Raw genomic sequence first — 24,363 nt, 5'->3', positions numbered from 1 at the left:
TTTTGTTTTAGTACGAAAGGAGCCAAGAAAATGCCTACACCAATGGAATTGTTGGAGTTTGACTATATCAACCCAATCAAGTGTATTTATCACCGGCCAATTGGTAAGAAATATGTGGTACCGCATTGGCATGAAGCAATTGAGGTCACATATGTGGCTAAAGGCAACCCTGGTACGATGTTTATTGAAGATAAAAAGTACGAAATGCATCAGGGGGATGTCTTCGTTGTTAATTCACGTTTGATTCATAGTTTCGATAGTTATATAACAAAGAATCAACGAATCGTCACGCTTCTAATAAACTATGAATGGCTACATCATTGTTTGCCACAAACGATAGAGAATAAAACCTTTAACCTTATCAGAGCACCAAAAAAAGACAGTCAGATACCTGCCTTTAAAAGCTTAGTTAAGATTATTAATGAAATAAAGGATTTTGATAATGACTCGGGGGATGAATATAATCGGTTGCATCAATTGTCAATTGAAGTTGAATTGATTAGCTTGTTAGTCAAAAACTTTACTGATGATAAAAAAGTTGAGCCAGAAATACCTGAAGTCATTTCTGAGATGATTACTGATTTTCACGATAACTATCAAAATGAGATTCAATTATCGCAAATGGCCAAAAATTATAACTATAGTTACGCTTATTTTTCTAAATTCTTTAAACGTTATCTAGGTGTTTCACCTAAGAGGTACTTAACCCTGTTAAGGATTCAAAAAGCAGCAATGTTAATAGAGACAACCGATGATCATCTTGGGAAAATTGCAGCTGACGTTGGTTTTCCAGATGAAAAAAGCTTTTATGCATCGTTTAGAGATAAATATAAGCAAACGCCATTAGAGTATCGACGGAAAATTCGTTTAATAGATTAAAAAAACTCGTAGACCTTATTAGTCTACGAGTTTTTTTTGCGTTCAATTTTTTCATTTGAAATTATTTTGCATTGTTTTGATTGGTATAAGTCATTGATTTATCCAAGAAATCAGTGTCATCTGGATCAGCTCCAACACGTTGGTCTGAATCCAATTCAGCAATTTTATTCATATCTTCAGGCGTCAAATCAAAATGATAGTCAAAGATATCAATATTTTCCTTAATACGTTCCTCATGAGTTGACTTAGGGATAATTATTTCTCCACGTTGAATATGCCAACGAAGCACTATTTGTGCAGGACTCTTTTGATATTTATCGGCTAATTCTTTGATAACAGGGTTGTCGATAACTTTATTCAAGCCTGCTCCAAGTGGACTCCATGATTCATGAGCAATGTTTTTTGATTGGAGATATTCATGAAGATCAGTTTCTTGAAGATAAGGGTGAGTCTCAATTTGGTCGACCATTGGTGCAATCGTAGCATTTTTCATAAGTTGCTCAATATGATGAGCTTTGAAATTGGAAACGCCAATAGCACGAATCTTTCCGGCTTTATAGAGGTCTTCCATGGCACGCCAGTCTTCTTCAAATCCTTGAGCAGGCCAGTGAATTAGATAAAGATCTAAATAATCTAAGCCCAATTTTTCCAATGATTTATTGAATTGAGCAATTGTTTCATCGTATCCACGAATATTATTCCAAATCTTTGTAGTAACAAAAAGATATTTACGGTCAATTCCAGAGTCTTTTATTGCCCTGCCGACAGCTTCTTCGTTGTCATAAAAACTAGCCGTGTCGATATGTCTATATCCATTTTGGATAGCCCACTTGACGCTATTTTCAACTTCTTGGTCACTCATTCTAAAGACGCCTAACCCTACTTGGGGAACTAAAACACCGTTTGATAATTCAATATAAGGAATATTTGTAGCCATAAACTTACCTCCTATTTATTTTTACATATACATTATATCCCAAAGGACAATCACATAATTGTATAAAAAATGTATAAATTATGTAAAAGAAATAAACCATTAATTTACAGAAAATATATTATTTTTTTACATTGCTTTGTTAATCTAAGAATGTTCAAAAAAATTGACGAAGAAAGTTGGGAGTTATTTATGAAAAAAGGGCGATTATTAACCGCTTTTCTAGGGGTGTTTCTTCTACTAACAGGTGTGTTAGCAGGATGTTCATCAAAGAGTTCAGCATCAGAAAAGGCTGGTGGTGATAGTAGTAAGGAAATCACAATGGTGTTCTATCCAAATGAATCAGCAAAGAACTTTACTGCATCACGTAAAGCTTTGCAAGAAGAATTACACAAAGCAACGGGTAAGAAAATCAATATTCAAACAACAACTGATTATAACGTTGCTATTGAAGCAATTGCATCAGGTAAAGCACAATTGGCATTCATGGGTGCCGATGGTTATATTCAGGCACATGCGCAAAATCAAAAAGTTGAACCATTGCTTCTTCAATCAGGTCCAGAGGGTACAACAAAAGGCGCAAGTTACCGTTCATATTTGATGGTTCCAAAGGAAAAAGCTGACCAATATAAGAAAGATGGCAAGTATGACATCGACAAAATTAAAGGTCAAAAAGCATCATTTGTTTCAACTAGTTCAACATCAGGTTTCGCCGTTCCTACAGATGAAATTCAAAAGCACTTTAAATTAAAGAATAAAGATGAATTATCCGAAGGTGGAAAATTCTTTACTAAGGTACTTTACGGAACTACTCACCCAGGTTCAGCAATTAACTTGCTAAAGGGTGACGTTGACGTTGCTGCTTTTGATGATATTGATTTAACACCATTCTTGAAAGTTACTGATGGAAGCTACGACAAGGTTGGTTCAACATTCAAAGTTAAAGACGATGCTGATGCACCATTCGCAGAATTCAAAGGTAAAGAATTAGTTAATATTTCTGTATTACCAGTTCAAAATGGACCTTTCGTAGTTAATACAAAAGCTCTAGCTAAAAAAGATCAAGATGCAATTACAAAGCGCTTCACATCAAAAGAATTTACTAAGAATAAAGATTTATTCTCCGATGGAAAGAGCAAAACACCAACATTATGGCAAAAGAAGAGCGACAAGACAATTCTTCTAAAAGTTAATGATGATTGGTACAAACCTACTCATGAATTAGTTGGTAAATAAGCGAGGTAGCTATGTTAGAGGTTAAAGATTTACAAAAAAGTTATGAAAAAGATAAGCCAGCTTTAACGGACATTTCTTTCAAAATTAAGCCTGGAACATTTGTGGCTATTATTGGTCCTTCAGGTGCTGGTAAAACAACCATTCTTCGAAGCCTGAATCAACTTATTAAAGATGATGATGGTCAAATTCTTTTGGATGGCAACGATATTCGCACTGCTAATAAGAGCCAATTGAGAAAGTATCGCCGTCAAATCGGCATGGTTTTTCAAAACTATAACCTAGTAGAGCGTCTAACTGTAATTGAAAATGTATTACATGGTCGTCTAGGGTATAAATCAACTCTAGCAGGTGTTTTCGGAAGATATACCAAAGAAGAAAAAGAAGAAGCCATGTCCTTGCTCAAAAAGGTTGGCTTGGAAGACTTTGCTTTACAAAGATGTTCTGAATTAAGTGGTGGGCAAAAACAACGTGTGGGAATTGCAAGATCTTTAATTCAACACCCAAAGGTTATTTTGTGTGATGAACCAATCGCATCACTTGATCCTGCATCAGCACAAAACGTAATGGAATTATTAAAAAGTTTGACTGATGAATATAACTTAATCTGTATTGCAAACTTGCATCAAATTAATATGGCAAAAAAATATGCTGACCAAATTATTGGTATTCGCCATGGACATTTGGTTTTTGATGAGGATGCCGATTTATTGTCAGAGGATATTTTGAGGACACTTTATGATCAAGACATTACAAAGGAGCTTGAATAATGCAATCTCCAGTAAAGTATTTATCACACAAAGGATGGCATCAGACCGCAATTATCGCAATTATTGGCGGTATTTATGTATTCGGTAGTTGGGTGCTTAATTTCAATAATTTAAATGGAATTCTAGCTTTGCCAAAAGCCTTTGCTTGGTTGGGAGTCAACTTTAAGCCAACCCCTAATTCAGTACAATATTTGCCAAGAATTTGGCAAAAACTAATGCAAACAGTTCTCTTGGCTATTTCCTCAACTGTAGTAGCAGCGATTATTTCCATCTTTGTGGCTTTGTTGGGATCAAAGGTTACTGGAATCAATGCATTTGTTCAGACAATCGTTCGTGGAATTGCATCTTTCTTTAGAAATATTCCTTTAGTTGCATGGTCAATGATTCTTCTATTTTCATTCAAGCAAAGTGATTTTACCGGATTCTTGGCTTTGCTATTGATGTCAATAGGTTACTTGATTCGTGCTTTTATGGAAATTATTGAAGATGAAGCTAGTGAAACTATGTTGGCTTTAAAAGCTACTGGAGCGAGTTATTTCCAAGTTATTTTCCAAGCGGTTTTGCCACAGATTTTGCCAAGTATCTTAAGCTGGATTCTTTATATGATTGAAAATAATGTACGTGATGCCACGTTGGTGGGGATTCTTACGGGTACAGGTATTGGATTTATTTTTGATATTTACTATAAAAGTTTCCGTTTTGACGCTGCTGGAATGACAGTGTTGGCAATTATTATCGTTGTAATTGCTTTGGAGACTATCTCAAATCAAATCAGGAAGGTGATCTTATGATAGACAGTCAAGACGAAGTAATGCCAAAACAAAAGTCACCGAAGTCTCCTGAAATTAAGTTACATGCGAGAAGTCTTTCAAGAACGATGATTGTCGTTGTATTTGGATCCTTGTTATTGATTACAGGTTATACCCTGACTCATCTTGATGCGGCGGGAGTCAAAGTAAACGTTGCTTTTAAAGAATTAGCAACAACTTTAAATCAAATGTTTCTGCAACCAAATGCTGGTACAGATGGTTTGTGGCTTTTATTACAAGCTTTAGGAAGTAGTGTTGTGCTTTCTATTTTAACAACGATTATAGGTGCTGTGTTTGGATTTTTGTTTGCAGTTATGGCTTCAAAAAATTTAACCAATGCTTATTTAGGAGCAGGAATAAGAGTTGTCATGGCAGTGATTAGAGCTATACCAACTATTATTTGGGCTTTGATTTTCTCAATTGTCTGTGGTTTAGGCAGTACCGCAGCCATTCTGGGATTAAGTTTTCATAGTATTGCCTATCTAACCAAAGCTTATTCAGAAAGTATTGAGGGAATTGATAATTCAATTATTGAATCTCTAAAAGTTACAGGAGCTAAGTTCTGGGTGATTGTTTTTCAAGCTATTTGGCCAACAATCGTAGCTTCATTTGTATCATGGACGTTTATTCGTTTAGAGATTAATTTTGCTAATGCCATTGCTGTGGGTGCAGCAGCTGGTGCTGGAGGAATTGGATATCAATTATACGTTGCAAGTGGAATGAGTTTTGATTTCCATGAGACAGGTTTTATCGTTTACATGGTTGTTTTAGTAGCATTTGTACTTGAGTTCATTGCGGTTAAAATTAGACGCTATTATTTAAGCCGTTAATTTAGGGAGAAAAATTTATGATTGAAGCAGTTATATTTGATTGGGCTGGAACGACCGTTGATTATGGCAGTTTAGCTCCGGTTGTCGCATTTAAAAAAGCGTTTAAGGATGCTGGCATCGAGTTAAGCGATGATGATATTCGTCAAGATATGGGGATGGCTAAGTGGGACCACATTGGCAAGATTCTTGAACTTGAGGATGTTAAACGACAATGGGAACTGAAATATTCTGAATTACCAAATGATGAAGATCGAAAGAAAATTTATGAAGGATTTCAACAGTCGTTACTTCACTATCTCAGAGAATATACGGAGTTAAAATCTGGAGTATTAAAGACCTTTAATTATTTGAAGGAATATGGCATAAAGGTTGCAACAACCACAGGCTATACTGCAGAGATGATGAATATTGTTAAGGATAAAGCAGCTGAAGATGGATATACTCCAGATTTAGTTGTTACATCTGAGGATGTTGATGGGATGGGTCGTCCTTCTCCAGCAATGATTCAATTCATTATGAGGAAATTCAATATCAACGATCCTAAGAAAATCATTAAAGTTGGGGATACCTTAGTTGATATCGAAGAAGGTAGAAATGCTGGCGTTACAACAGTTGGGATAGTTGAAGGCAGCAGTTTGATGGGATTGTCACAAGTTGAATTTGATGAATTGGATAACGAAGAACAAATAACTAAGAGAAATGAAGTAAAACGTGAATATGAATCAGCCAATGCTGATTTTGTGGTCGACAGTATATTTGATTTAGTTCAAATTATTGAATACTTAAATGAATCGATGGATAAAAAATGGTAGAAAAATATTTGCTTCTAACACCAGGACCTTTAACAACAAGTGAAAAAGTAAAACAAGCAATGGATTTTGATTATTGTACTTGGGATGATGACTATAAGAAAATAACTCAATCCTTTAGACATTCTCTTTTAGAACTTGCCGAAGTCAAAGAAGATGAGTATACAGCCGTTCCCATACAAGGAAGCGGTACGTATGGAGTTGAATCAGTTATCAGTTCAACAATTTCAGATGATGATACATTATTAATTGCTATCAATGGTGCTTACGGTCAACGAATTAGTGAAATGGCTGATGTCTATGGAATCAACCATGTGGATCTTGTTGTTGATGAAAGAGAACCTATTACTTTAGAAGCTGTAACGGAATACTTAGATAAGTATCCTGATATAACTCACTTTGCAATGATTCATTGTGAAACAACTACAGGTATCTTGAATCCAATTGAGGATATTATTCCTTATGTAAAAGAGCATGGAATTGTGACAATTGTCGATGCTATGAGTAGTTTTGGTGGAATTCCAATCGATGTTAAAAATGATAAAATTGATTATCTTATCAGTAGTTCTAATAAATGTATTCAGGGAGTTCCTGGTTTTTCCTTTGTAATTGCTAGAAAGGAATCCTTGGAGTCAACTAAAGGAATGGCAAGAACGTTGTCATTGGATCTTTATAGTCAATATATTGAAATGGAACGAAATAATGGTAAGTGGCGTTTTACTTCTCCGACACATGTTGTTCATGCTTTTTATGAAGCATTGAAAGAACTGAACGAAGAAGGTGGAGTTAAGGCTCGTAATCAACGTTATCAAGCCAATCAAAAACATCTAGCAACGGGAATGGAAGAATTAGGTTTCAAAGTTTTAATTGATGAGAAGTGGCAATCACCAATTATCACATCATTTATTTATCCAACCGCAGATTTTGATTTCCATAAGTTCTATCAACAATTGAAGAGTGATGGATTTGTAATTTATCCTGGAAAAATTTCCCATGTTCCAACATTTAGAATTGGAAATATTGGTGAAGTTTATGATGAGGACATAACTAATTTATTACAAGCAATTAAAGAAATTATTCAATAAATAAAAATCAAAGAGGCTCAAATCCGTAATAGGATTTGGGCCTCTTTGTTATTCATCGTTTGATTTTAATTTTAGAAAATCATAAATTGATTCAGAATATCTTAAATAAAGTAGTTCCGAGAATTCCCACCAGGTACTGGCAAGTAGGATACTGCCAATGACATCACTGGGAAAGTGTCCTCTTAAATAAATTCGTGAAATTGAAACAACAATTAACCATAAAATCATTACTAAATTCAAAGTTGTTTTTAACGATTGATTTTTTATTTGTGGAAGTATAAAGACAATGATTGTTAAAACTAATATGGTAGTTCCAAAGGTGTGTCCACTTGGAAAACTGTAGCCCGAGGCGGGAATTATTTTTTGCAGTGGACGCTCTCGTTTCACGGAAATCTTTACTAAAAATGAAATGATATTACCACTGATCAATAAAAATCCAATCCACAAACTAGCAATTTTTTTGTCTTGTTTAAATAAAAATAAAATGATTACTATTAGATAAATCACGTCCATAATGGGACTGCCCAAAAAAGTAATTGTTGAAAACAATTCAGTGTTGAAAGGAGTAGTTATATCTCCAAAAAGATTTTGAATAGAATGGTCAAAACTCATTAAAAATGAATTGTTAGTAATAACCATTAGTTCTAATAAAAAGAAGGCTGTCAGATAAATTAATGTTAGCCATTTTCTATTTTTGTTTTGTTTAAATATCAAAATGTGACTCCTTAGATCCAAATGGATAATTAAGTTTGTTTGGTACCTTAAGCCCTGATTGTAATATTATTTTCATAAAACTTACAGTCCATTATGTAAAAAAATAAAAATATTTTAATTAAACAAAACTCGTATCTCCATTTGAGATTAATGATATAATCAATCTTACAAAAGGAGGCTTCAAATGCTCACATTAATGGCAACCAATGCTAGTAGTAGTGGAACGCCGCTATTAATAGCAATTGGCGTAGCGATACTCGTAATAATTTGGTTATTTATTAAGACGGGGATTGCATTATTACACCATCCAATAATCGGGATTGTTCTGATTTTACTGGGTGTTCTTGGACTTTGGAACTATCTCATAATTGGGATAGGTGTAATTGTTGGGGGAATAGTTTTCTTAGTAATATCTCAATTTTTTGATAATTAGTGAATTCAGGAATCAGGACAATTTGTCTTGATTCTTTTTTTTGTTGCGAGATTAATTATTTGATTTATTTTCCGGAATATTCGATGATAACGTTTGCAAACATAAAAAGAAAAAATAACTATTGCAGAAAAGAGAGTGTGTAGTATGACAAAAATGATTGCTGGACAAGCCTTAATTAAAGTTTTGGAAGATTGGGGCGTTGATCATATTTATGGCGTTCCAGGTGGTTCAATTAATCATACCGTTGAAGGATTATATCTTGAAAAAGATAAAGTTAAATATATTCAAGTTCGTCATGAAGAAGTTGGTGCATTAGCTGCTTCGGCTGATGCAAAATTCACTGGGAAAATTGGAGTTGCTTTTGGGTCTGCTGGTCCTGGTGCTACACATTTATTTAATGGACTTTATGATGCCAAGATGGATCATGTTCCCTTGTTAGCTTTAGTGGGCCAAGTACCTCAAGAAAATATGAATACTAATTATTTCCAAGAAATGGATGAGGGACCAATGTTTTCCAACGTTGCAGTTTATAATCGGACCGTGACGACAGCAGAACAAATTCCCTATGTTATCAATCAAGCTATTCGTGAAGCATACAAACAAAGTGGAGTTGCGGTTGTAATTTTGCCAGAAAATTTGACCACGGATGAAATTGATTATGTTCCAACTAAGACACCAAAAGTTGTGAAAAATAACTTTACGCAAACTATCAATCCAGAAGATGTAGAAAATTCTTTGAAGATGATAAAAGAAGCTAAGCATCCATTGATATATGCCGGCAGAGGTTTGTTGGGCGCAAAAGACGTTTTGACAAAATTTTCTGAACAATTCAATATTCCTGTTATGAATACCGTTCCCGCAACTGGTGTAATCAGTACTGACCATCCTAACTTTATTGGAACTTTTGGACGTTTGGGAAGCAAGTCTGGTTTTGAAGCATTGCAACATACTGATTTAATTCTTTTTCTAGGTTCGGAATTTCCATTTGCTGGATTATGGCCAAAAGACGTCAAAATAATTGATGTTAATATTAATCCTTACGACATTGGAAAAACTGTCGATGTTGATTATGCAGTTATTGCTGATGCGAAGAGTTATTTGCAAGCCTTGATTGATACCAATGAAACCTTGCCAGCAGGAGTTTGGTTGAAAGCTAACCAGAAAAATAAAGCTAACTGGGATCATTGGCTTGATCAACTTGCTAAAGATGACAGCGAAGGCTTAAATCCTGAAACAGTCACAAGTAAAATTGCTGAAATAGCTGGACCTAATGATACTTATGGTGTTGATACAGGAAATGTTTCTGAATGGGGAGTGCGTGGACTACCAATGAACCACAATCAACGCTTTGCCATTTCTGGTCTATTTGCCACAATGGGATTTGGCTTGCCATCAGGATTAGCAGGAGCTTTAAGCGTACCAGATAGTCAAGCTTGGTCGCTTTCAGGCGATGGCGGTTTCTCAATGGTTGCACCTGATATAATTACAGAAGTCAGATACGGATTGCCAGTTATCAACATTGTCTTTTCAAATGAAAGACTAGGGTTCATCTATTATGAGCAAGTTCAAACAAAACAACATCTCTATGGAGTAGATTTAACAAGTGCTGATTGGGCTAAAGTTACCGAAGGACTTGGTGGAATTGGATTCACAGTTAAATCTATCAAAGATGTTGATGAAGTATTTGCTAAAATTAAAGATTTACAAGCTTCCGGAAACAAGAAACCAATCGTAGTTAATGCTGTGATTAAACCAGATGATCCAATTGCAACAGGCTTTATGCCTTTAGATGCTAAGTTATATGGACAAGATGCCGTTGATGAATATTCTAAGAAATATCATATTGATCCTAAAGAGCAACCATCATTAGGTGAATTGCTAAGAGAACAAAGCGATAATGATTAGACCTATACAAAAATCCTTATAAACAGGTAAAATAAAAGACGAGAATAATCTCGTCTTTTTTATATCCAATATAATGGGGAAAATTAAATGACAATTGATAAAATTAATGACTTACAAACAGCCGTTTTAGGTGAACAAAGCGATTTTTTGGTCAAAGCAGAAGCCTTTGACTTTTGCGACCAAATTCTTCAATCTCAAGTTACTGGTAGTGGCAATGATTGGTCAATTACGGCTACAAATGGCTGGATGGCTATAATAACGGGCTTTAATCATAAAATACACCGTTTATTTATGAAACAAGAGAGAAAAGATAATGAAGATCTTCGACATCAAATTACGAAAAAATATATTATTCGAAAAACTGAATTGCCAGAACAATATAAATTAATTCTGCGAAAAAAATAATCCAAGATTCACAAACGTGAATGCTGGATTATTTTTTAACCAAAGTTTCCGGAAACGTAATCTTCAGTAGCTCTAATTTTTGGATGAGTAAATATTTTTGCAGTCTTATTATATTCAATGATATGACCTAGGTGAAGAAAAGCAGTGTAATCACTGATACGGGAAGCTTGCTGTAAATTATGAGTCACAATAATGATTGTGTAATCTTTACTGAGAACATGTAGCGTTTCTTCAATTTTTGAAGTTGAGATGGGATCCAAAGCACTAGCTGGCTCATCAAGCAATAGGATATCAGGACGCATTGCAATCGATCTAGCGATACAAAGTCTTTGTTGTTGACCACCAGATAAAGCTAAAGCACTTTTATTTAAATCATCTTTGACTTCATCCCAGAGTGCGGCGCCCTTTAAACTTTGTTCCAAACGTTCTTCTAAATCTGCCTTTTTTGTGATACCAGAATTTTTTAAGGCAAAAGTAATATTGTCTTTAATAGATTTTGCAAAGGGGTTAGGTCGTTGAAAGACCATCCCAATATGTTGTCTAACTTCGTAAACATTGATTTTAGGGGAATTGATGTCCAAATCCCGATAAAAGATTTGTCCATCAACGGTGGCAATCTTATCGTTCATTCGATTCAAGCAACGTAGATAAGTAGATTTGCCACAGCCTGAAGCTCCAATTAAAGCAGTTATTTTGTAACGCGGAAAAGCCATTGATGCGTTGAAAAGAGCATGGTTATTACCATAGTGAACCTGAACATCCTTTGTTGAAAGAGCTTTTTTTTCGGTTATGTCAATTATGTAATTATCATTTAAATCGTATTCTTTCATGATTAATTCCTCATTTCGTTGCAGTGATTTTTTTGTATAGTTTATTACCTAAGAAACGAGCTCCTAGGTTGAAAATCAGAATTACAATAATTAACACAGCAGATGAAGCGCTAGAAATCAAGTTGGCATCAGGAGTAACACTTTCAGTATTAACTTTCCAAATGTGAACGGCTAGGGTTTCAGCAGGACGCATTGGATTCAGGAAACTTGTTGGTGAAAAAATATTCCAGTTACTGTAATCAACTGTAGGTGCACTTTGACCAGCAGTATAAATTAAAGCAGCAGCTTCACCAAAGATTCTACCAGCACTTAAAATTAATCCTGTTAAGATACCGGGTAAAGCAGCTGGTAGGATTATTTTGGTAGTAGTTTTCCAGTTGGATAATCCAAGCGACATGCCAGCCTCTCTTTGAAGATCAGGGACTGCTTGAAGCGATTCTTCAATGTTTCTAGTCAATAGTGGAAGGTTAAAGAAGGTTAAGGCAATCGCACCAGAGAGGATAGAGAAGCCGAGGTTAAATTTAATTACGAAAAGTAAGTAACCAAATAAACCAACAACAACTGACGGAAGTGAACTTAAAACTTCAACACTAGTTCTGATTAAATCAGTGAACCAATTATTTGAAGCGTATTCAGAAAGATAAATACCAGCTCCTAAACCAATTGGTAAAGAAACGATGATTGTTAGAATCAACAAATAAATGGAGTTAAATAGTTGATCCCTGATACCACCACCAGCACTAAAAGACTGTGCTGCAGTAGTTAAGAATTTCCAAGAAATATCGGGAACACCGTTGAAGAGGATGTACCCCAAAATTGCAATTAAGATTATGATGACCGCTGCTACTAATGCATAAATGACTCCAGTAGCTAAGTGGTCCATTTTTTTTGCATTCATTTAGAAACGACCTCGCTTTCCAATGAATTTAACAAGTAGATTTAATACTAATGACATCAATAATAGGATTAAGGCTAATGACCAAAGCGCATTGTTAGGCAAAGTTCCCATGACCGTATTACCAATATCGGTAGTCAATTTACTAGTTAAGGTTGAGGCGGGTGAAATTAAATTCTTTGGCATTAAAGCTGCATTTCCGATTACCATTTGAACAGCTAAAGCTTCACCAAAAGCTCTAGCCATACCAAAGATAATAGCTGTTAAAATTCCTGGGATAGCAGCCCGCAAAATAACTTTGTAAATAGTTTGCCATCTAGTAGCGCCTAAGGCTAGTGAGGCTTGACGATAATATAATGGGACCGCCTTTAAACTATCAACTGATAAAGAGGTTATTGTTGGTAAAATCATAACGAAGAGTACTATCGTACCAGATAAAATACCAAAACCTGTTCCGCCAAAGATTCCTCTGATAAAAGGAACGACAACGGATAAACCGATGAAACCATAAACAACTGAAGGAATACCGACTAGTAATTCGATAACAGGCTGTAGTATCTTAGTACCATTTTTACTTGAAAATTCTGCCATAAAGATAGCTACCCCTAGAGCAAATGGAGTTGCCAAAATTGCTGCTAAAAGTGTCACGCTAAATGAAGTAACAATCATTGGCAAAGCACCAACGTCGGGATGTCCTTGAGCATCAGTTGCTCCGGGATTCCAATTTGTCTTAGTTAAGAAATCAATCACACGCACGTGGTCTTGAGTAAAAGTGGCTAGACCTTTTGAAGCAATGAAATAAAGAATACAAGTAACTAATAAAATGATTATACCAATGCATATATAACAAATTCCCTTACCCCAGTAATCCTGAAAGGTGGCTTTGGATTTCGTTTGTAATTTTTTTTGAATGTCATCCATAGGGAATCACTCCTGTATATGAAAAAAGAACCTCGACCAAGATTGGGCAAGGTTGAAGTTCTTCTTACACTATTTATTTTGAACTAACAGTTCCTTTAGAATCTTTTTGAACTTTCATATTGTGGATACTGATGTAACCCATGTCTTTAACTAATGATTTTTGAACTTCGTCAGAATTCATGTAGTCAAGGAACTTAGCAGTAGCGCCATCAGCCTTACCATTTGTATACATGTGTTCGTATGACCAGATCTTCCATTTGTCAGATTCAACGTTTTCGTCAGTAGGCTTTACGTTGTCAATTGAGATTGGTTGAACTTTGTCATTGATGTATGAGAAGGCTAAGTAACTTACTGCACCTGGTGTGCTTTCAACAATCTTTTGAACTGTTCCGTTTGAATCTTGTTCTTGAGATTTAACAGCTTGTGCACCTTTAAGTACGGCTGCTTCAAATGTTGCACGAGTACCACTACCTTTAGCACGGTTAACTACGGTAATTTTTTCATCTTTACCACCAACATCTTTCCAGTTAGTGATCTTGCCTGTGAAGATATCTTTTACTTGTTCCATTGAAAGGTTCTTAACATTAGCGTCTTTATTAACAACAGGTGCCATACCAACAACGGCAACTTTGTGGTCAGTCAATTTCTTTGAATCGATACCTTGTTTTTCTTCGGCAAAGATATCTGAGTTACCAATTGTAACTGACTTGTCTTGAACTTGGCTCAAGCCTGTACCTGAACCACCACCTTGAACAGTGATGTTAACTTTGCTGTTCTTCTTTTGGAAGTTAGTAGCTGCTTTTTCTACAAGTGGTTGTAAAGCAGTTGAACCAACAGCGGTGATTTTTCCTGAAGTAGTACTGCTGCTATCAGATTTTGTTGAAGCACTGCTGCTCTTGCTTCCACTATTGCCACATCCTGTTAGGACAAGTAATAGAGTTGCAAAACTAAGAACTAGTGTAATAATAGTTTTCTTTTTCATTTCTAAAACCCCTATTCAATATCGTATTGGATAAAACCATTTACCGAACACTTATAAAGATAACGGGAACGTGTATATAAAATGTTTATTTATTGTAAAGTTTTTGTAAAGTGTGGTAAAAATATACATCCATTTTGTAAACTTGTGAAATATAAGGAGAAGCCAAAAATAAGTTGATATAACGGCATTTGTATTTGGGTATATTGAATTACAATAGACAATTTGCCAATAGTCGATGACCTAGGATATTTACATTGTTATAATCAAAACGTGATATGACTGTCACCAGTTTTTAGCCGCTTTTTTGTAAAGATTTCTTTATTTTAATATTGTAAAGTTGCTATCCTCACAATATTAAATGACTGAAGGGAAGTATTAAAAATGCAACCGTTAGTTTTGCTAAGCAACAGACTGCCTCTTTTTATTGAAATCAATAGTCATTTTAATCGTCAGGGGTGGTTCATTCGAAATGTGACTGATCCAAAACAAGTCGAAGAAGTAGTTGAAGAAGAAAATATTGCAGGGTTGCTTTGGGATTTCTCTACAATGGATATAAAACGATCATTAAAAATACTAAAGACGCTGCGCAATAAAATTTCTGGTCCAATTATTGTTCTTGCACCTGCCAAAGAAAAAAAGAATCGTTCATTATTCTATAATATTAATATTGATAGTTTTCTAACTAATCCCATCGACTATACTGAATTAGTCGCCAAAATCAAACAATTGTTTTGGGTATATGGTAAATTTTCGATTCGGAAAGATTTACCCAAGGTTTCTAAAAAAGAATTCAAAAACAGACGAGTCAAATACAATGATGTTGTAATCGACTTTAAACATTATCGTGTTACTCACAATGGTTATGATTTGGGATTAACGCCCAAGGAATTCAGTCTGTTTTGGTATTTGATTCAGCATCGAGGCAAAGTGATGAGTCGAGAGCAGCTGCTAGAGGGCGTTTGGGGTTATGATGCCACAGGGTCAAGTCGAACAGTTGATATTCATATTAGTCACTTACGAGATAAACTGGCGGTAAGGTCTAAATCACAGGATTGTATTAAAACAGTACGTGGCTTTGGCTATGTTTTAGATAATAAATATCCTTTAGTTTCAGAAGCATAATTTATTCGATAGCAAAAAGAGGTTCTCAATTCAATTGAATTGGGAACCTCTTTTATTAATTATATTAGCTATTTAATCTCAAACGGATGATTTTATCTATTTCAGTTACTAATAGTACGATTGCTCCGGCAACGATTGCCAAGCCCCATTCTACTAGACCAATTGAACCAGTTGAGAAAATTCCTTGCATAAATGGAACGTACGTTAAGAATAGTTGCAAGAGAATCATCAATCCAACGAAAACGAAGACTTTGGAATTAGAGAACAGTTCTTTGGACAGAGCAAGCTTTGGTGTGCGGATATTAAATAGGTAGAAAATTTTACCAATTATCAAAGTATTGACCATTGTCGTACTTGAAATTACTTCACTGACACCATGACTGTTGAGATAGACATCAATAATCAAACTTACGGCAGCAATTAAAATTGCTACATAGGTCATTTGAAATACATCATGTCGATTCATTAATTTACTGCCAGTTTTACGTGGTGGACGATTCATAATTCCCTCTTCGGCTGGCTCAAAGATCAATGCAAACTGAATCGTGATTGCTGAAACCATGTTAATCCAAAGCAATTGTGTCGGTTGCAATGGAATTTCTTGTTTCGTCAAGATAGCGTAGGCGACGATTAAACCTTCAGAAAAAGAGATAGGTAAGAGGTAAAGAATACTTTTCTTTATATTATCGAAAATTCTTCGACCTTCTTTAATAGCAGAAGACATTGTTGCAAAATTATCATCTGTCAAAATCATATCAGCTGAATCTTTGGCCACGTCAGTACCCTTGATACCCATGGCAACACCGATATCGGAACGTTTCAAAGCTGGAGCATCATTGACGCCATCCCCAGTCATAGCTGTTACTTTGTTATTTTTTTGGAGAGCTTCGATGATTTCTAATTTATTACTTGGAGTCGTTCGGGCAAAAACTTGGTTTTCATCTGCAGCAGTTATCCGTTCTTCATCGGATAATTCATCCCACTGTGGACCAGTAATTGCGTGAATCTTTTCAGCAAGGCCCAACTTTTGTCCAATTGACTTGGCTGTAACGGCGTTATCACCAGTAATCATCTTAACTTCAACTCCAGCTGTACGCATAACCTTTAACGATTCGATTACTTCTTCGCGTGGTGGGTCGATGATTGCAGCTAAGCCTAAGAAATTCAAGCCGTCGACGATTATTTCGTGAGTTACTTCATCGGCAGTTTGTGGAGCTTTCTCAAAGCCAACAGCAATGACACGTTTACCTTCTTTTGAATATTGTTGAACCTTGTTAAACCAATAGTCATAGTCAAAATTACTATCCTGTTTTTGAGCCATATCCAGAAGTTTGTCAGGTGAGCCCTTTACAAATAGTAAACGTTGATCAGCACTATCCTTTACGATTTTACCGATATAACGATAATCGGAATCGAATGGCAAAATATCAACTTCCTGATACTTGTTAATTTGGTCATAAGGGAAGACCTTATGATAGAGCGTTAAAAAGGCTCCATCAGTTGGTTCACCAGAAATACTCCATTGACCATTTTCATGAAGCAAGGTCGTATCGTTAGCCTGATAACCAGCTTCTAAAAAAAGTTTGAGTTTCTCAGATATTTCTACTGGTTGACCATTTTTAGTGATTTGGCCAGTTGGCTTGTAACCAGTCCCAGTAACTTGGAGTTCTTGATCATCAATCAAAATATCTGTAACAGTCATTTCATTTTTAGTTAATGTACCAGTTTTGTCAGTTGCTACTACGTCGACAGAACCAAGCGTTTCAACAGCAGGTAAGGTTTTAACGATGGTATGTTGTTTTTTTGCCATGTCGCTAACACCTTTAGCTAAGATAACTGAAGTTGTGGCGGGCATACCTTCAGGAATAGCACCAACCATCATGGCAACGACAGCTAAAGCTAAGACAGGTAAGGAATAAGTATCAAAGATTAAGCCAACGATAAAAATAACGATCGATGCTAAGACGATGAAGTATGAAACTTTAGTTCCTAATCCATCGATAATTTGCATTAAAGGTGTTTTACGTTGTTTAACAGAACTTACTTCACTAGAAATTTTACCAATTTCAGTATTTTTAGCAGTTGCCACGACCAAGCCACTACCACTACCATTAGTAACTGCAGTTGAAGCAAAAGCCATATTTTTTTGATCTGCTAAAGCAATATTTTCTTTACTTAATTCTTCTGAAATTTTATTTACAGAATTAGATTCACCGGTTAAAGCAGATTCCTGAATCCTTAAATTATCAGAATCAATAATTCTTAAATCGGCCGGAACGTTATCGCCAGCTTCTAAAAAGACTGTATCACCTGTAACTAATTCTTCAGCAGGGATGTCCTTTCTTTTGCCATCGCGATAAACGGTAGCTTCAATTGATAACATCTGTTTAATTTTATCCAAGGCGTCTGAGGCATTAGATTCTTGATAGTATCCAATGATGGCATTGATAATAACTACTAAGAAAATAATGATCGAATCAGAATAATGACCCATCAATAAAGTTATAATCGTAGCTGCAATCAGCACGTAGATAACCATATTATTGAATTGTCGGAAAAATATCTTCCACTTTGGAGTTTTATGTGCTTCCAGTTTATTAGGACCATTTTCTTCCAAACGCTTTTGAGCTTCTTTGGTTGTTAGTCCAGTTTTAAAATCGTTTGTGTTATATGTTTCTTTCAAGTCTTGGAATCCTTGTTGATAAGGGTTCTTTTTCATTGACATCTCCTCATTATTTTAGGGTTTAAAAAAAGCGCATTGCGATTAGGTAATGTGCCACACTAGCATTGGATTCGATGCAAGAAATATATAAGATGCGTTTTCAGTTAATTTTCACTCCCTCAAATATCGTAAATATAAAGATATCAAGATTTTTATATTAAGTCAATATTAAAGTTTACATTAGTTTTCTTTAATGAAAAAGTAATATCGGAGTATACCAATGTTAAATCTATCTAGTCCAATTTATTTATGTAAACGTTTAACGTGCTTTCAAAATGGTAAAATCACTTTTTACTATTGATATACCAAATGTATACCAGTATTATTAGGTTTGTTAAAGATATTTATTTATTAAGGGAGGAAAATAGGAAAATGAAAACCTATCTTCAAAGAATGGGCCGATCCCTTCAGCTTCCAGTTGCAGTTTTGCCTGCAGCCGCTTTACTAGAAGGTATTGGTCACTGGCTTCCACAAAATTGGGGTTTCTCTCAATTTTTGCAAGTTGGTGGTAATGCTATTCTTAGCCAATTAGCATTATTGTTTGCAATTGGTCTATCAATCGGAATGGCAAAAGTAAAAGATGGTGCTGCTGCTATGGCTGGTGTCGTTGCTTATATCATTCCAACTTATGTTTTAGCTCCAAAGCAAGTTTCCATGCTTATGGGAATTGGAATAAAAAATGTTAATCCTGCTTTTAATGCGATTGCCGGAAATGTCTTCATTGGTATTATTGCTGGATTAATCGCCGCAGCTTTGTTTGATCGTTTTCACGAGACCAAATTGCCAATGGCTTTATCATTCTTTAGTGGAAAGAGATTGGTACCAATTCTTTCTACTTTAGTAATGCTAGTTATTTCAGTTATTTTACTATTCGTTTGGCCAGTGTTGTACGATGCCTTAATTAACTTTGGTAAATTCATCGTTAACTTAGGCTGGATTGGTTCAGGACTCTTTGGATTCTTCAACCGTCTATTGATTCCAACTGGTTTGCACCAAGCCTTGAATCAAGTCTTTGAATTTAATATTGCCGGTATCAATGATATTGGTAACTTCTGGGCTAACCATGGAACAAAGGGAGTTACTGGAATGTATCTAGCTGGTTTCTTCCCTGTTATGATGTTCGGTCTTCCTGCCGGAGCCTTAGCAATTTATAAAAATGCTCTTCCTGAAAGAAAGAAGACAACAGCCGGCTTGATGTTAGCTGGTGCCTTCGCATCATTCTTTACAGGTGTTACAGAACCACTTGAATTCTCATTCATGTTTGTGGCTTGGCCACTTTATGTTATTCACGCTATTTTTACTGGTTTATCAATGGCGTTTGCAGCTTTCATGCACTGGACAGCTGGTTTTACCTTCAGTGCAGGATTAGTTGATTATATTTTAAGTTTCCATATGCCTATTGCTAATAAGCCTTATATGCTGTTAGTTCAAGGTGTAGTAATGGCTGTAATTTATTACTTTGGTTTCGATTTTGCTATCAAGAAGTTTAATTTGATGACACCTGGTCGTGAACCTCTAGAAACAAATAATGATGCACCAGCACAAGAAGTTGCGGCTTCTAATACTGATGACAAATATATGATTATGGCTAAAAAAGTTTATGCAGGTATTGGTGGACACGATAATATCAGTGTCATCGATAATTGTACGACTCGTTTGCGTTTACAGTTAAAAGATACAAGTAAAGCTAATAAATCTCAGATTATGAGTGCCGGCGTTGCTGGTGTGAATGTTTTGGATAAGGTTAATATTCAAATCGTGGTCGGAACAGAAGTTCAATTCGTAACTGATGCTTTGAAGAAACTATTTGATGAGAATGCTTCAATTGAAACATCTAAAGCTGCTTCAACTTCACAAAAACCTGCAGCTCCAGAAAAACCTAGCGATATTAAATCTGGAGAAACAGATATCTTCTATAGTGTTGCTAACGGACATTTGGAAGATATTGAAAAAGTATCCGATTCAACCTTTGCTCAAAAAATGTTGGGTGATGGCTATGCCGTAGTTCCAACCGATGGAAAAATTGTTGCTCCAGTTGATGGAACAATCACGACAATTTTCCCAACGAAGCATGCTCTAGGAATCAAGACTGCCAATGGACTTGAAGTTTTGGTCCACATGGGAATCGATACGGTTCAATTAAAGGGTGAACCATTTGATATCAAAGTTGAAGATGGTCAAGCTGTTAAGCATGGCGATCAACTTGCTCAAGTAGATTTGGATAAGATTACTTCAGCTGGTAAGAAGACTGATATGATGGTCATTGTTACTAATATGCCTGCTGTTTCTTATATGAAGTACAATGTTTTGGATAAAGATGTCTCGTTAGATAAAGAAGTTGTTAAAGTAACAACTAAATAATCACCCTTCATAATCCACTTAAAAAGCCCTCAAGAGTTATCTTGAAGGCTTTTTTTTTAAAACCAAATATTTAGTCCAATAGTTCAAATACTTCTTTTCTATTGTAGAGGCGTAACACTTTTTCCAATAAAAATTGGAGAGAAATTGCCACTGCACTAGGAATTAGTATCCAGCAAATTAGAAGTAAAAGGGGATTCAAACCACCTTCTAAAGCAGCTAAGGGTCCCACTAAGCCGATTAATCCAAAGCCCGCCGATTCAGGAGTTCCAGTGATATTCAATAAGGCGACTGGAAGTGCTGAAATTGTTGCGGTGATTAAGCAAGGGATTAAGATGATAGGCTTTCGGAATAAATTAGGCATCATCATTTTGATTGCTCCCATAGTGATTGCCAAAGTAACCCCCGAACGATTGACTTTCCAAGAATTGAGTATTAAAACGATTGTAGTTGCGGCAACGCCCATGGCAGCTGCGCCGGCAGAAATCCCATTTAATTGAATTGCCATTCCAATCGCGATAGTTGAAATCGGCGAAATAATCAAAGTTGCAAAAGCACAGGCGATTAGGACGCACATCAAAATCGGTTGTAATTCTGAGAAAAAATTGATTCCGTGACCTATTGCCTTAGTGATACCTGTTGTATAAGGGTACAAGTAAAATCCAATTGTTCCACTACCAACTCCGATTAAAAGTGGCGTTAAGACAATGGATAAAGAGCCGAGTCTTTTATGTAGTAAAAGAATTAAGCCAACAGTGATAGCGGCAGTCAACATAGTATTAATAATGTCGCCAGCACCGCTTCCAATAAAGGCTTGAGTTTTTTGATTGAATTTGACGACTCCAGAGCCGACAAAAGCACTTGCTCCCACTACCACCATCGGCATAGGCGGCAGTTTAAATTGCTGCGCAATCAAAATCCCTATGAGAAGTGGGGTAGTTAATTGAAAAATCAGAGCCATTTGTCCTAAGACTTCGGCGAAGGGATTGTCGAATAATTTGACGATAGCAGCTAAAATTGCATTGGGAACTAAGCCGATAATGATTCCCGTAGCTGTTCCAGATAAAATATTATTTAGAAAAGTTTTGGCTGTTAAATTTTGATTCAAAGCGATAGTCCTTTCGAGTTTTTAGCACTAGAAATTATGTCTTTTGAATTATACGTAATTTCAAGCTGAGAAAGCTACTTAAAAGGTCTGACCTTGACTAAAACGTTTTTAAATGTTAGATTATGTTTGAATTAAACAAAGACGAACATGGGGGAAAAGCATGAGTTCATTAGAAGAATTTCAAAAATTAAATCCAGATTATAAGATTCTTTCAATTGATGATCCTGATTTTAAAAAGTACGGTAAAGTTTATACAAATTATGATATTAGCGAAGTAACTGATTTTATGGATAAGAATGTAAAAATTTCGAGTCCAGCTAATTTTTATACTCCATCAAATAAAGGTTTAGAAGAAATTCCGGTCATTCAAGAAATGGGCCAAGATATTTATGCTAATATGCCAATTGAAGCAGGAGAATGTACCGGTCAATCAACTAATTTCTCAGCTATCGAATATCACCAAGGCAGCGAGACTAATATTATGTTGACTGATGTCATCATGGTTTTAGGCCAACGTTCAACTTTAGATACTAAAGGTTCATATAGTCCATCAGAAGATGGTCAAACATTCTTCGTGCCAGCAGGTACAGTTGTTGAATTTTACAGTTCAACTTTGCACTACGCTCCAATCAAAGTTCATGATTCAGGATTCTCAATTATTGTTATCTTGATTAAAGGCAGCAATGAAGAGTTACTAGCTGATTTTAAGAGCACCAACAAACGGATCGTTAAACAGAACAAGTTCCAATTGGTCGATCCAAGTCGTAAAGATAAGATTGCAATAGGCGTTCAAGTTGGTTTAACTGGTAAGATGATTGAAATGAAGCCACTATCTAAATAAAATTAATGATAATTAAAGAGGCAGTCAGTTAACTCTGACTGTATTTTTTTGTAATAAAATAAGGATTTATAATTTACTAAAAATGGCCTAGATGACTGATATCAAGGTGTTTCTGCAAATTACAGCTTAATTTAAAAAGACATACTCTGGCTGTTTTTTGATTGAAACTATATATATCATGTGTTTTGCACAAAAAACAGGTGAAAAAGTCAAATTTAAAATACAAACTTTTTGTAAATAAATTGAAATAAAAGCATTTCTTTAGATAAATCAGCGATAATCAGCGAAAATAAGTAAAATTGCTTATGCTTTCAAAGAGTTAAATAAGTTAAAATAAAAAAAATTTTAGTGGATTATTTTTTGATTATTTAATACCTATTTTTTGAATCTATTATCAGAGTAGTAGCGAATAAGGGACCAAAAATGCATTAAATAATTTAAAAATTTCTTACGAAAAGTTTAAATTTGTTTTTATTTGGGACTTTTTGTTAAAAAACCTGTTTTTTTTCTGAAAAAATGATATTATGTAAGGGTTCACATGAAGGGTGAGCCAGATTAAAGCAATTTATTTAAGAAATTATTTATTTTTTATATCGTTTGACCATACTAGGTGGTCAAAGTAAGCGCTTTAATCATATAAAAAATAAAGGAGGATTAAACATGGTTGGAATTGTTATTGCAAGCCATGGTGACTTCGCTGACGGCATCAAGATGTCAGGTTCAATGATTTTCGGTGAACAAAAAGATGTTCAATCCGTTACGTTACAACCTAACATGGGGCCTGATGACCTTAAAGCAAAGTTGGAGAAAGCGGTTTCTTCCTTAGAGGATCAAGAACAAGTATTGTTCCTAGTTGATCTTTGGGGAGGAACACCATTTAACCAAGTAAATGGTTTGTTCGAATCACATAAAGATAAGTGGGCCATCGTCGCTGGTCTCAACTTGCCTATGTTGATTGAAGCCTATGCTTCACGTATGTCAATGAATTCAGCACAAGAGATTGCTGCTCATATCATTGAAACAGCCAAAGATGGTGTTAAGGTTCGTCCAGAATCTCTACAACCAAAGGCAGCACCAAAAGCAGCTCCTAAGAAAGCTGTCAGTGGTGGTCAACCTGGATCAATGAAATACGTCTTAGCACGTGTTGATTCACGTTTGCTTCACGGACAAGTTGCTACTGGCTGGTCAAGATCAGTCAATCCTACACGTATCATTGTTGTTTCAGATAACGTTGCTAAAGATGATTTGCGTAAGAATTTGATTATGCAAGCCGCACCTGCTGGTATTAAGGCACACGTTATCCCAATCAAACAAATGATCAAGATTGCAAAGGATGACAAGCATTTCGGTGGCGAACGTGCATTACTATTGTTCGAAACACCACAAGATGTACTTAGAGCTATTGAGGGGGGAGTTCCATTGAAGACAATCAATGTCGGATCAATGGCTCACTCAGTTGGTAAAGTACAACCTAATAAAGTTTTGGCTTTCGACCAAGATGATATCGATACATACAAGAAGATGGAAAAGAAGGGCATCAAGTTTGATGTTCGTAAAGTTCCAACTGACTCAGAAGATAATCTTGACAATATCATGAAGAAAGCTCAAGCCGAATTAGATAAGAATAAGTAATTTTATATTTATATCAGAAACGAAAATTACAAGAACAAGTTAGCCACTTGTCCAAAAATAAATACGAAATATATCAGTACCAGAAAAGTACATTTCTAAACTCCACAGAAACTAGTGAATAGTTCCCGTGGAGTTTTGTAGTTTAA

General features: G+C 35.5%; 22 protein-coding genes. 14 read left to right on the top strand and 8 right to left on the bottom strand.

From position 1 onward, the window contains the following. The first annotated feature begins 30 nt into the window (after positions 1-30). On the top strand, positions 31-879 hold the full coding sequence (locus FHL05_RS07140) for an AraC family transcriptional regulator (RefSeq protein ID WP_153385100.1): 849 nt from the start codon (positions 31-33) through the stop codon (positions 877-879). A 61-nt stretch (positions 880-940) separates the two neighbouring features. Here FHL05_RS07140 and FHL05_RS07135 read toward each other — a convergent pair whose 3' ends face one another. Then, positions 941-1,816, bottom strand: a complete 876-nt coding sequence (locus FHL05_RS07135) for an aldo/keto reductase (RefSeq protein WP_153385101.1) — start codon at positions 1,814-1,816, stop codon at positions 941-943. 189 nt (positions 1,817-2,005) lie between these two features. On the opposite strand from FHL05_RS07135, the gene FHL05_RS07130 reads away from it, so the two are divergent. The 6 genes from FHL05_RS07130 to phnW are packed head-to-tail and all read left to right on the top strand — an operon-like array spanning position 2,006 to position 7,349. Then, positions 2,006-3,049 carry a phosphate/phosphite/phosphonate ABC transporter substrate-binding protein gene (locus FHL05_RS07130; RefSeq protein ID WP_153385102.1) on the top strand — a complete coding sequence of 348 codons (1,044 nt, stop codon included), beginning with the start codon at positions 2,006-2,008 and terminating at the stop codon, positions 3,047-3,049. A gap of 11 nt (positions 3,050-3,060) precedes the next feature. After that, on the top strand, positions 3,061-3,816 hold the full coding sequence (gene phnC, locus FHL05_RS07125; RefSeq protein ID WP_153385103.1) for a phosphonate ABC transporter ATP-binding protein: 756 nt from the start codon (positions 3,061-3,063) through the stop codon (positions 3,814-3,816). Continuing rightward, the gene (locus tag FHL05_RS07120; protein WP_153385104.1) at positions 3,816-4,607 is read left to right on the top strand and encodes a phosphate/phosphonate ABC transporter permease; all 792 of its coding nucleotides are present in this window, start codon (positions 3,816-3,818) and stop codon (positions 4,605-4,607) included. Before phnC ends, FHL05_RS07120 begins: the two co-directional genes overlap by 1 nt. After that, positions 4,604-5,455, top strand: coding sequence for a PhnE/PtxC family ABC transporter permease (locus FHL05_RS07115; RefSeq protein WP_153385105.1), 852 nt, complete (start codon positions 4,604-4,606; stop codon positions 5,453-5,455). Before FHL05_RS07120 ends, FHL05_RS07115 begins: the two co-directional genes overlap by 4 nt. 17 nt (positions 5,456-5,472) lie before the next feature. Beyond that, the gene (gene phnX / locus FHL05_RS07110) at positions 5,473-6,267 is read left to right on the top strand and encodes a phosphonoacetaldehyde hydrolase (RefSeq protein ID WP_153385106.1); all 795 of its coding nucleotides are present in this window, start codon (positions 5,473-5,475) and stop codon (positions 6,265-6,267) included. Further along, complete coding sequence (gene phnW / locus FHL05_RS07105) at positions 6,261-7,349, top strand: 2-aminoethylphosphonate--pyruvate transaminase (protein ID WP_153385107.1); 1,089 nt, start codon at positions 6,261-6,263, stop codon at positions 7,347-7,349. The genes phnX and phnW overlap by 7 nt, the downstream gene beginning before the upstream one ends. A 48-nt stretch (positions 7,350-7,397) precedes the next feature. On the opposite strand, the gene FHL05_RS07100 is transcribed toward phnW, so the two are convergent. Next, positions 7,398-8,063 (bottom strand): phosphatase PAP2 family protein, encoded by a 666-nt coding sequence (locus FHL05_RS07100; protein ID WP_153385108.1) that lies wholly within the window; start codon positions 8,061-8,063, stop codon positions 7,398-7,400. 184 nt (positions 8,064-8,247) lie between these two features. On the opposite strand from FHL05_RS07100, the gene FHL05_RS07095 reads away from it, so the two are divergent. From FHL05_RS07095 to FHL05_RS07085, 3 genes are all read left to right on the top strand, one after another. Beyond that, positions 8,248-8,496, top strand: a complete 249-nt coding sequence (locus FHL05_RS07095; RefSeq protein WP_153385109.1) for a hypothetical protein — start codon at positions 8,248-8,250, stop codon at positions 8,494-8,496. Between the two features lie 144 nt (positions 8,497-8,640). After that, the gene (gene spxB / locus FHL05_RS07090; protein ID WP_153385110.1) at positions 8,641-10,401 is read left to right on the top strand and encodes a pyruvate oxidase; all 1,761 of its coding nucleotides are present in this window, start codon (positions 8,641-8,643) and stop codon (positions 10,399-10,401) included. A gap of 87 nt (positions 10,402-10,488) precedes the next feature. Next, positions 10,489-10,806: a hypothetical protein gene (locus tag FHL05_RS07085; RefSeq protein WP_153385111.1), complete on the top strand. Its 318-nt coding sequence runs from the start codon at positions 10,489-10,491 to the stop codon at positions 10,804-10,806. 35 nt (positions 10,807-10,841) lie between these two features. On the opposite strand, the gene pstB is transcribed toward FHL05_RS07085, so the two are convergent. From pstB to FHL05_RS07065, 4 genes are all read right to left on the bottom strand, one after another. Continuing rightward, complete coding sequence (gene pstB / locus FHL05_RS07080; protein ID WP_153385112.1) at positions 10,842-11,636, bottom strand: phosphate ABC transporter ATP-binding protein PstB; 795 nt, start codon at positions 11,634-11,636, stop codon at positions 10,842-10,844. Positions 11,637-11,646: 10 nt separating this feature from the next. Further along, complete coding sequence (pstA, locus tag FHL05_RS07075; RefSeq protein WP_153385113.1) at positions 11,647-12,534, bottom strand: phosphate ABC transporter permease PstA; 888 nt, start codon at positions 12,532-12,534, stop codon at positions 11,647-11,649. Then, on the bottom strand, positions 12,535-13,452 hold the full coding sequence (pstC, locus tag FHL05_RS07070) for a phosphate ABC transporter permease subunit PstC (protein WP_153385114.1): 918 nt from the start codon (positions 13,450-13,452) through the stop codon (positions 12,535-12,537). A gap of 73 nt (positions 13,453-13,525) precedes the next feature. Further along, positions 13,526-14,434 (bottom strand): phosphate ABC transporter substrate-binding protein PstS family protein, encoded by a 909-nt coding sequence (locus tag FHL05_RS07065; RefSeq protein ID WP_153385115.1) that lies wholly within the window; start codon positions 14,432-14,434, stop codon positions 13,526-13,528. Between the two features lie 381 nt (positions 14,435-14,815). Between FHL05_RS07065 and FHL05_RS07060 the strand changes: the two genes are divergently transcribed. Further along, complete coding sequence (locus FHL05_RS07060) at positions 14,816-15,556, top strand: winged helix-turn-helix transcriptional regulator (protein WP_153385116.1); 741 nt, start codon at positions 14,816-14,818, stop codon at positions 15,554-15,556. A 64-nt stretch (positions 15,557-15,620) separates the two neighbouring features. Here the strand turns inward: FHL05_RS07060 and FHL05_RS07055 are convergent, their stop codons facing one another. Beyond that, on the bottom strand, positions 15,621-18,275 hold the full coding sequence (locus FHL05_RS07055) for an HAD-IC family P-type ATPase (RefSeq protein WP_153522358.1): 2,655 nt from the start codon (positions 18,273-18,275) through the stop codon (positions 15,621-15,623). Between the two features lie 375 nt (positions 18,276-18,650). Between FHL05_RS07055 and nagE the strand changes: the two genes are divergently transcribed. Further along, positions 18,651-20,639 carry an N-acetylglucosamine-specific PTS transporter subunit IIBC gene (gene nagE / locus FHL05_RS07050; RefSeq protein WP_153522356.1) on the top strand — a complete coding sequence of 663 codons (1,989 nt, stop codon included), beginning with the start codon at positions 18,651-18,653 and terminating at the stop codon, positions 20,637-20,639. 70 nt (positions 20,640-20,709) lie between these two features. On the opposite strand, the gene FHL05_RS07045 is transcribed toward nagE, so the two are convergent. Further along, positions 20,710-21,750, bottom strand: a complete 1,041-nt coding sequence (locus tag FHL05_RS07045; RefSeq protein ID WP_337692531.1) for a PTS sugar transporter subunit IIC — start codon at positions 21,748-21,750, stop codon at positions 20,710-20,712. 154 nt (positions 21,751-21,904) lie between these two features. Between FHL05_RS07045 and FHL05_RS07040 the strand changes: the two genes are divergently transcribed. Continuing rightward, positions 21,905-22,585: a DUF4867 family protein gene (locus tag FHL05_RS07040; RefSeq protein ID WP_153522354.1), complete on the top strand. Its 681-nt coding sequence runs from the start codon at positions 21,905-21,907 to the stop codon at positions 22,583-22,585. A gap of 660 nt (positions 22,586-23,245) precedes the next feature. After that, the gene (locus tag FHL05_RS07035; protein WP_153385121.1) at positions 23,246-24,217 is read left to right on the top strand and encodes a PTS sugar transporter subunit IIB; all 972 of its coding nucleotides are present in this window, start codon (positions 23,246-23,248) and stop codon (positions 24,215-24,217) included. The last annotated feature ends 146 nt before the right edge of the window (positions 24,218-24,363 follow it).

The sequence above is a fragment of the Companilactobacillus halodurans genome (assembly GCF_009600995.1).
GTDB lineage: Bacteria > Bacillota > Bacilli > Lactobacillales > Lactobacillaceae > Companilactobacillus > Companilactobacillus halodurans.
Note: the sequence above shows the minus strand (reverse complement) of the source record. Positions and strands in the feature narration are given on the sequence as shown.

Bases quoted from the DNA above. Each gene is read 5' to 3' on its own strand.
- FHL05_RS07120 (WP_153385104.1), top strand. From the start codon at position 3,816: ATGCAATCTCCAGTAAAGTATTTATCACACAAAGGATGGCATCAGACC.
- nagE (WP_153522356.1), top strand. From the start codon at position 18,651: ATGAAAACCTATCTTCAAAGAATGGGCCGATCCCTTCAGCTTCCAGTT.
- FHL05_RS07035 (WP_153385121.1), top strand. From the start codon at position 23,246: ATGGTTGGAATTGTTATTGCAAGCCATGGTGACTTCGCTGACGGCATC.
- FHL05_RS07095 (WP_153385109.1), top strand. From the start codon at position 8,248: ATGCTCACATTAATGGCAACCAATGCTAGTAGTAGTGGAACGCCGCTA.
- FHL05_RS07130 (WP_153385102.1), top strand. From the start codon at position 2,006: ATGAAAAAAGGGCGATTATTAACCGCTTTTCTAGGGGTGTTTCTTCTA.
- FHL05_RS07055 (WP_153522358.1), bottom strand. From the start codon at position 18,275: ATGAAAAAGAACCCTTATCAACAAGGATTCCAAGACTTGAAAGAAACA.
- FHL05_RS07135 (WP_153385101.1), bottom strand. From the start codon at position 1,816: ATGGCTACAAATATTCCTTATATTGAATTATCAAACGGTGTTTTAGTT.
- pstC (WP_153385114.1), bottom strand. From the start codon at position 13,452: ATGGATGACATTCAAAAAAAATTACAAACGAAATCCAAAGCCACCTTT.
- FHL05_RS07085 (WP_153385111.1), top strand. From the start codon at position 10,489: ATGACAATTGATAAAATTAATGACTTACAAACAGCCGTTTTAGGTGAA.
- FHL05_RS07040 (WP_153522354.1), top strand. From the start codon at position 21,905: ATGAGTTCATTAGAAGAATTTCAAAAATTAAATCCAGATTATAAGATT.
- FHL05_RS07065 (WP_153385115.1), bottom strand. From the start codon at position 14,434: ATGAAAAAGAAAACTATTATTACACTAGTTCTTAGTTTTGCAACTCTA.
- phnX (WP_153385106.1), top strand. From the start codon at position 5,473: ATGATTGAAGCAGTTATATTTGATTGGGCTGGAACGACCGTTGATTAT.
- pstA (WP_153385113.1), bottom strand. From the start codon at position 12,534: ATGAATGCAAAAAAAATGGACCACTTAGCTACTGGAGTCATTTATGCA.
- phnC (WP_153385103.1), top strand. From the start codon at position 3,061: ATGTTAGAGGTTAAAGATTTACAAAAAAGTTATGAAAAAGATAAGCCA.
- FHL05_RS07060 (WP_153385116.1), top strand. From the start codon at position 14,816: ATGCAACCGTTAGTTTTGCTAAGCAACAGACTGCCTCTTTTTATTGAA.
- pstB (WP_153385112.1), bottom strand. From the start codon at position 11,636: ATGAAAGAATACGATTTAAATGATAATTACATAATTGACATAACCGAA.
- FHL05_RS07140 (WP_153385100.1), top strand. From the start codon at position 31: ATGCCTACACCAATGGAATTGTTGGAGTTTGACTATATCAACCCAATC.
- phnW (WP_153385107.1), top strand. From the start codon at position 6,261: ATGGTAGAAAAATATTTGCTTCTAACACCAGGACCTTTAACAACAAGT.
- spxB (WP_153385110.1), top strand. From the start codon at position 8,641: ATGACAAAAATGATTGCTGGACAAGCCTTAATTAAAGTTTTGGAAGAT.
- FHL05_RS07115 (WP_153385105.1), top strand. From the start codon at position 4,604: ATGATAGACAGTCAAGACGAAGTAATGCCAAAACAAAAGTCACCGAAG.